The organism is Haloferula sp., assembly GCF_049672945.1.
GTDB lineage: Bacteria > Verrucomicrobiota > Verrucomicrobiia > Verrucomicrobiales > Akkermansiaceae > Haloferula.
Genome location: NZ_JBATWY010000034.1, coordinates 23,285 through 31,222, shown reverse-complemented (window position 1 = coordinate 31,222; position 7,938 = coordinate 23,285). Strand labels below are relative to the sequence as shown.

5 protein-coding genes are annotated in these 7,938 nt (G+C 56.3%); 3 read left to right on the top strand and 2 right to left on the bottom strand.

The window, feature by feature from the left end; translation table 11 throughout:
* Window positions 1-13: 13 nt before the first annotated feature.
* Window positions 14-1,483, bottom strand: a complete 1,470-nt coding sequence (locus tag WBG04_RS02945) for an IS4 family transposase (RefSeq protein WP_424312862.1) — start codon at window positions 1,481-1,483, stop codon at window positions 14-16.
* Between the two features lie 310 nt (window positions 1,484-1,793).
* On the opposite strand from WBG04_RS02945, the gene WBG04_RS02940 reads away from it, so the two are divergent.
* From WBG04_RS02940 to WBG04_RS02930, 3 genes are all read left to right on the top strand, one after another.
* Entirely contained in the window at window positions 1,794-1,934 is a 141-nt protein-coding gene (locus WBG04_RS02940) for a hypothetical protein (RefSeq protein WP_424312861.1), read from the top strand.
* Window positions 1,935-2,156: 222 nt separating this feature from the next.
* Window positions 2,157-6,494, top strand: coding sequence for a PQQ-dependent sugar dehydrogenase (locus tag WBG04_RS02935; RefSeq protein WP_424312860.1), 4,338 nt, complete (start codon window positions 2,157-2,159; stop codon window positions 6,492-6,494).
* Window positions 6,495-6,777: 283 nt separating this feature from the next.
* A complete protein-coding gene (locus tag WBG04_RS02930) occupies window positions 6,778-7,392 on the top strand; it encodes an IS66 family transposase (protein ID WP_424312859.1) in 615 nt (204 codons plus the stop codon).
* A gap of 84 nt (window positions 7,393-7,476) precedes the next feature.
* On the opposite strand, the gene tnpA is transcribed toward WBG04_RS02930, so the two are convergent.
* Window positions 7,477-7,737 carry an IS66 family insertion sequence element accessory protein TnpA gene (tnpA, locus tag WBG04_RS02925; RefSeq protein ID WP_424312858.1) on the bottom strand — a complete coding sequence of 87 codons (261 nt, stop codon included), beginning with the start codon at window positions 7,735-7,737 and terminating at the stop codon, window positions 7,477-7,479.
* Between the last annotated feature and the right edge of the window lie 201 nt (window positions 7,738-7,938).

The following is a 7,938-nucleotide window of genomic DNA, read 5'->3' as shown; positions in this document are numbered from 1 at the left end:
GAATGGCACGTGATTAAGCGGCTTTTCGATAGGTCGATTTGTGTGGAATTTCTTTGAAAACGCGGCGGGGGGCGGTCAGCAACTGGAAGGGTTTGGGTCTTCGTTTCATCGCTCTGGGTTCGAGTCGGAAGGGACGGATGTCGACGAGTTTTTCCGAGCACAGGATCACCACGGTCTCATAGCGTTGCTGGTGTAGCTTTTGATGATTCCAAGGACCGGCGAAGAGCAGTTGTCCGGTGACGATCTGGTCAAGCACCCCCTTGAAGCTGATCTCGTAGAGCGGCTTGCCGGCATGGATCGCGGCACGCTGCATGATGGTGCGTATCAAGTTATAGGAAATCTGCATCATCTTGAGGGTCTTGACTGCCATCGCGGGGTTTTTCACGGCCATGAACTCCATTCCCAGGGTGGTCTTGACGTCGCGGAACCGTGTCTCGATTTCCCAGCGCCGGGCGTAAAGGGTGGCGACTTCCACGGCGTCGTGTTTCACAGGATCCAGCAGCGTGGTGACGACGACAATCGCGCGTTTCTCACCACTACGGTCCTCGTAGCCGAGCTTGATGTAACGCAGTGTCAGGATCTCGGGAAGCTGCGCCCACTGCTCCGGGGTTAGGTCGCTGGCGGCAGGTTGGACGGCGGGCTTCTCCCAGTCGACGAGCCGTTCGATGGGGCTGACTTTCCTTCCCCGCCGCCAGTCGAGCTTGCGGTGGCGCGCTTGGTGGAGACGCATCACCACTTCGCCTCCGTTGGCGAGCACACGGCTGATGATTTCGTAGGAACAGAACGCGCGGTCGGCCATGAGCAGGTCGTTCTCGCCAATGAGCGCCAGCAGGCCCTGGGCGGCTTTGGCGTCGTGTGTCCTCATGTTTCCGTGGACGAAACCTTCCCATCCGCCGTGGCTGAGATTGAGCAGGCCGCAGAGGCCCATGACGGGAAATCCGCAGCCGTCCTTCTGGCCGCTGGACTGGGCAAATTCGAGCTGGTTCTCGGGGGTGTCACAGAGCTGCACGCTGGTGCCGTCGATCGCCTTGAGCGTGAACCCGTGCCAGAGGTCGACGGGTCGGACCGCGGTCGCGAGCCGTGCATCGATCCGCGCGAGGATCGCATCAAGAAACGGCACCGGGATCCTCTGTCGCGCCTGGCAATAGGAGCTCGTATTGCTGTCGGGAACCTCGCGTCCCACCTTGACGCACCAGGTCTGAATGAGTGAGACGGCCACTGAGCAGGAGGCGTTGGCTCCGAGGATTTGTGAGATCCATGCCCAGAAGACAGTGACCTGATCGAAGTGGCGTTGACGCTTGGTCGTATCGATGGAGGCGAGGAACTCTGCGGGCAGGACCGCAGCGAAGAAGCGTCCGTAGCTGCTGATGGATCGGCGTGCGGAACGTTTGCGGAAGTCGGAGATAACGGCTTGCGCGGAGCGCTTTGCTTTGCCACAAAGGTGCTTGGAAAACCCTGCCAGGAACGGTTCTTTTTGAGTCACGTCTGAAGCTACCGGAGGCAGGGTTTTTCGTGGAGCAAAATCTAACAGAAAATCAACGACGGACGGCCTTAATCACGTGCCATTCCGGACCGACCCCTTCTACGGGAAGTGATCTAATAGATTTGATTTTGGCAGGAGCAGATTCAGAGATGTTTTTATAGCTAGAAAGGCACACAATGAATTCGTGTCGTGCTCTGTAGTCAGAGCGAAGTGGGGAAGCTCCCCAAAAATTTGAATTATCTTCGACGAGGCCGACGACAGGCACCACCTCCAGTGGCTGCTGGTTCTCGATGCATGCAGACGAAACCTGATGAGTTTTGAAGAGTCTCACTTCCTGACATACGAGGATGTTGCGAGGGTTCTCGAGCGATTCGTCATCCAAAGTGGAGCGTTGAAGTTCATTCGTTCGGACAAGGACTCTGAAATTGTCTTCTGTGCCGCGCAGGCCTGAATAGAGCGGGGGAACATCAAGAAAAGTAATACTTTTCAAACCGGGTGGCCCTAGCAGAACACCTATATTGACTGCTTCAGCTTGCGCTATATGCACCTAATCTATTGAGCGGATATAAGTCCTTGCCATTCCGATCAGACTCGTGCGTGATGAGCGGGTGCTGGGTCGGCGGATCATGTTCGGGGAACCGTTCAGCCTCTTCCCGGAAGAACTCAGAAACCCATGATAAACCGATTTGTCTATCATGTAGTCATCGCGCTACAGTTGGCCGTCCTGCACCCGTGTCTTGGAGGAACCGAAGATTTGAGCGATCAACTTCCTCCCGGAAAGGCTCTGGCCGATCTCGGACTGGGGGCGCGGCCTTTTGGTCCGTCAAATCGTGAGGTTCGCTTGGTTGAGTTGGGAAGCTTGCCGGCCGATGGCAATGCCGCCTACTGCCAGCAGATGGCTTGGCAAGGTGATCGGCTATACTTTGCGATCAAGAAGGGTCAGATTCTGGAGTTTGAACTTGATGGCACGCCAAGCGCCGAACCCTTCCTCGATGTTGCCTCGCTGAGGGGGGCTTCCTTTATTGATCAAAACAATAATTTCAATTTCGGGATCAGGGGCTTCGCCTTTCATCCGGACTACGCTAACAATCAACTGGTCTACACGATGCATCGGGAGTCGAATATCGGTTCGGCCAATCTGTATGTGACGGTCGCTGCGGATTCCGAGTTCATCCTCGCAGAGTGGGATATGTCCGGAAGCACTCCGACGATGCGCGAGGTCTTCAGAATCGGATTCGAGTCGGGAAATGCCCACCGCGCCCAGAACATCGGATTCAACCCTGTGGCTGTCCCAGGCGATGCAGATTACGGGAATATCTACTGCAGCTTCGGAGACAACACGATGAACGGGATCATTGACCTTAGGAACAATGGCCAAGACTTTTCCAATGTCGCCGGATCGGTGATTCGGATTCATCCGGAGGATCCATCCGGTCTGAGCGATGTCGACCTTGCTGCACTTGGGATGAAGCGATCAGCCAACGGAAAGTATTCTCTGCCATTAGACAATCCATGGATCGGGCAAAGCGGGTTTGCCGAAGAGCTGTATGCGAAGGGTTTTCGGAATCCCGTGACGATGGGGTTTTCTCCGGATGGTTCTCCAATGGTCGGAGACGTGGGCGAGCTGGCGATGGAGGAAATCAATCTGGTCCGGAGCGGGGGGAACTACGGCTGGAGCCTACGTGAGGGCACCTTCGCCTTCACTATGTCCGACCAGACAACCCATGCCATTCTGGATGCTAACGACTCCTTGACGTGGGTGCCCTTTGGCGACGCCGACGATCCATCCTACACAATTCTATTCCGTGACAAGGATGGGAGCAATCCACGCGCCGAAACGCCGACACGTTCAGGAGCCAACGACGATGGCCTCGTGTATCCTGTCGCCCAATACAGTCACGAGGGAAACAATACCGCAGGCTCCGTGCCCAACACCGGCAATGCTGCAATCATCGCCGGACAGTATTACGATGGTATTCGTGCCGACGAACTGGATGGGCTCTATATCTTCGGTGATTTGGCAACGGATGCCCTCTACTACATCGAGACAACGGACATCGTGAATGACAATCGGCCGGCAGAAGTCTTCCGTCTGCCCCTCGTCGATGGCGCAGGAAATTCGACCACCTTGGCTTCCGTGCTGGGAAACAGCCGAGCTGACATGCGTTTTGGCCGGGATCGCAATGGGGACGTCTACCTTGTCAGCAAGACGAGCTTCAAGTTTTACCGTTTTCAGGGAACGCAGACCACGACGGTCACGCCAACCGCAGTCGAGGGAAGCACCTCGGATTGGGATCAGAACTGGAACTTCGCGACGGTTGCCTCGGGTGGCTCCGGCAATCTCCTGCCCGCTGCCATCGCTTCCGATAAAGCCGTGATCAACTCAAACCGGGTTGTAGAGGTGACAACGACTATCGATGTCGGCGCTGGAGCGATCCTCGTCAACGACACGAGTGGGACCGGTGATACGGGAGCTCTCAATATCCTCGCGGGAGGCATGCTGGATGCGGAGCTCGTGACGATCGGGGCGGGTGATGACTCCGGCTTTCTCAACATTACGGGTGGCGAACTCGCTGCCGACGGGGTTACCGTCACCGCGAACAATCCCTTGAATGCGGTCACCGTGAGCGGCGGCCTGCTTGACACCGATTCTTCGCCAATCACCCTGGCCGGCGGAAATTTCAGCGTCACCGGGGGTTCGGTTACCACCTCGACCGGACTCGATCTGAGCGGAGGGGATTTCAACCTTTCGTCCGGCACCGTCATGATAACCGACCCAGAACCCGACGGGGCTCTCTTCGTCGCCACCGCACCCGGTGGATCGGGTGCCTTGAATGTCAGTGGTGGCAATTTTGTGATCTCCGGACCTTCGGCGGCAGGGAACGTCTATGGCTACAAAGGGGAAATCAATATCTCCGGAGGAACCTTCGGCACGACTCTCGGCCAAATGCGTGGTGACCCTTCGCTGGTGATGAACATTCTCGGTGATGAAGCGACGGTCAACATTGCGAGGTTCAACACGAACAACGCCGCGTGGGCGACCACCGTCAATTTCATCTTTGATGAAACCGGCGTGAGCAAGATTAACTCGGCGGGCTTCACTCACCTCGTGAACGCCACGATCAATATCGATGGCTCCGCTTACAAGGGCGGGCCGGCGACCTTTGAGCTATTTGACACCCAGAACATTGCGAGCACCTCATCATCGGTGAATATTACGGGTCTTGGAATCGAAAATACCGATTTTACTTTTTCGCAAAGTACCGGTTCCAACAATTTCACCCTAACCATCCTGACTGATCGCGGTGAAATCGCGCGTGTTTGGGATGGCGATACCAGTGGCGACTGGTCGGTGGCTACCAACTGGGTGGGTAATGTCGCTCCCGTCGAGAATGATGTATTGGCCTTCGCGGGAACAATGAACCTGATGACAAATAATGACTTCGTCTCCGGCCCCCGCTTCAGTTCGCTGCAATTCACGAACACCGCAGTCGGTACGGACTTCACATTAAGAGGGAGCCCCTTCAATCTTGCCGGCGACATCACATCGACCGCGGTCGCGGTTCCTGCAAGTGAAAATATAACCGACATCATCGCTCTCGATTTTAAGCTCGATGGTGATGATCGAAGCATCAACCTCGGAGAAGGTCACGACCTCGGGATCACAGGAATTATCAGCGAGGATGAGGTGGCTCGTGGCCTGATCAAGGAAGGGGACGGGTTGCTCAGACTATCGGGGGCGAATACTTACTCTGGTGACACAACGATTAATGACGGAGTTCTGGAGCCGACCGACTCATCCGCCTTGGGTAGTTCAAGCGGGAAAACGACGATCAATGCAGGAGCCACACTGCTCCTTAACGGTGGGCTGACGATCGCCGATGTCGTCGAGATGGATGGAGACGGAGCCAGCCGGAACTACGGTGCAATCCGTAGCACAGGTAACAGCGAGATCATCGGCGAGCTGGTTGCGATCGGTTCCGCAAACGCCCGTATTGAAACCCTCGGATTCGACACCCTGACCCTCTCCGGCGGGGTATCCAGCACGAACTCTCCCATCCAGCTGGTGGGCGACTTTGTCATTGAAAACCTCCCGGTTAGTGCAGGTAGCAATCAGGTGAGGTTCGCCACGGATTCCGGTGGCCTCCTCGGGCGGAAGCAGCGGATCAACGTCGGCGGAAACGTTTGGGGAAGCACCCTGATTTACTTCGATGCCGACGTCGTACTAGGTCTCGATGATGCCTTGCCGACCACTACCGATGTGCTGTTTGGCTGGAGTATCGAAAGGGGGTCGACGGCTCGACTGGATCTCAATGGTTTCAATCAAGCTGTCAGTTCGATCGCGCATAGCACCAATTCGCTCGGCCTGGGTGGGGATTTGGAAATCACTGGCGGTGGGACCCTTACGATCAACCTGTCTTCGGGAAGCAAGGAATTCCAGGGAAGGATCACGGACGGTGCCACTCCGACCGCGTTGGTCAAAAATGGAGCCGGGACCCAGATCGTGAAGAACCTGAGTGGGATACCCAGCAACTACTCCGGCGGAACGCTCGTCAATGAAGGCATTCTTTCGTTCGGTGATGGAGCTTCTAACAGCAGCTTCCCTCCGGGATCCAGTGTGAGTGTGGCGAGTGGTGCGGAGTTGAATCTGAACTTCACAGGAAACGCCACCATCGGAACGCTTTTCCTGGCTGGTGAGCAGGTCGATGCCGGCACTTACAGTCAGTCGCATCCTTCGGGATTACTCACAGGCAGTGGAGCCCTTATGGTCACCACTGGTCCTAGTGATACCCCCTTGCGGATCCTTGACGTTGAACTGGATGCTGGCGGCAATGTGATCCTGACTCTCAATCGGTCTTCTGCAGGATTGGCTGTACAGCAATCGAACGACCTTTCCAGCGAGAGTTTTGGGAACGTCGCGTCGATACCGGGTATTAATACGCTGACCATTGATTCGGCGGATGTTGACCCTGATGGCGATGGCTCCGACTTCTATCGCGTCCTCGACTGATACGACCGGGAAAATCAGATGCAGGTCTTGTAAAATGGAGAAAGGCCTTCCTGTTTCCTTGAGTAGGGTCGATGGCTTGATCGCTGGTACTGCTACACTGCTATTCAGTTCTCCCGTCTACGGAAGCCGAAGTGGTGCGCTGTGAGGAAGAATTGGGGCCAAACAAGAATGGTACGTAGTTAAGGCCGATTTCGTTGAAAATGGAGAGACGAAAAGCGGTTCCGAGTACGGTTGAGAAGTGTGAAAAAGCAACCACTCCTGACCCGCTTTCCGTCCACCGTTCTTGCCACTTCCAAACGCCGGCTGCAAGCCGCTCTTGCTGAATCGCGGAGACGCCTCATCGGCCGGTCTATCTGTGGTTACGCAGTTCTCTTCAACACAGTCCTCGCGCCGGATCCTGCTGCAGATCGGAAAAATCTACCGCATCGAAGTAGAACTCAAACGCCGCCGGACCGGACCCGGCCTACGAAGACAGGCGCGCCGCATCCTGCTACGCCGCATTTACGACCATCTCGCCAGGCTCTTCGATCACCTCAAAAAGCACCGCCACCGTATCTTGCCCAAAAGCAACCTGGGCAAGGCGCTGAAGTACGCCCGCGACCAATGGCCGCACCTCGTGCCGTGCTTCGAGGATGGCCGCATCGAGTTTGACAAAAACCAGACCGAGGGATCCATTCGCCCGACCAAACTCGGCATGAAGAAGTGGATGTTTTTCGGCTGCGAACACACCGGTCAGCGCAGCGCGGTCATCCACACCCTCGTCGAGAACATCAGCCGAGCCGGCCACGATGCTGAAGCCTACCTGCGTTGGGTTTTCGAGCGCCTGCCGGGCATGACCAACCAGGATGACCTGCGCGAGCTACTGCCTGCAGCCTGGATCCGGCAGCACGAAGCCTAGCCCCTTCGCTCAGCGGCATAACCACTAGAGGTATCATACCTCTCGCAAATCTGAAGTCCGTTCGAGACGGGGTTCGTTTGGCGCTTACGCCAGACCGGCGAACACGGCGAGCAGGAAGTGCTGATCGGTTCTCCCATCGGAGGGTGGACCGCTCTCCTTCCTGTCTTTCGCCACCCAAGCGGCGAAGGCCGGATACTTGATTCCGCATTGCTTCGCGAAGGCCGGACCGCTCAGACCGCTGCCCTCGAAGGCGGCGACCACCTCGGCCTTGTATTCGGCGCTGTACCGGGTGCGACCGATACAGACGCTCTTGATGATGGACGTGGAGTCAGACGTAGATGCCATAGACCCGCAAACTATGGCGGAAATGCGAGATCCGAACAGAGGGGTTCTGTTGGGCGCTTATGAATGAAACGAAATTTGGGTGAACGATAGTTTTCAGAAAGGGCGTAGTTTACCCCGCTTACAACCGAATGGCTGCCGGGTCACAATTTCTGCAAGGGCCGTGAGGAGTGGGATTATTCGAAGGAACTCAAACGAGGGGAC

Bases quoted from the DNA above. Each gene is read 5' to 3' on its own strand.
- WBG04_RS02940 (WP_424312861.1), top strand. From the start codon at position 1,794: ATGAGTTTTGAAGAGTCTCACTTCCTGACATACGAGGATGTTGCGAGG.
- WBG04_RS02935 (WP_424312860.1), top strand. From the start codon at position 2,157: ATGATAAACCGATTTGTCTATCATGTAGTCATCGCGCTACAGTTGGCC.
- tnpA (WP_424312858.1), bottom strand. From the start codon at position 7,737: ATGGCATCTACGTCTGACTCCACGTCCATCATCAAGAGCGTCTGTATC.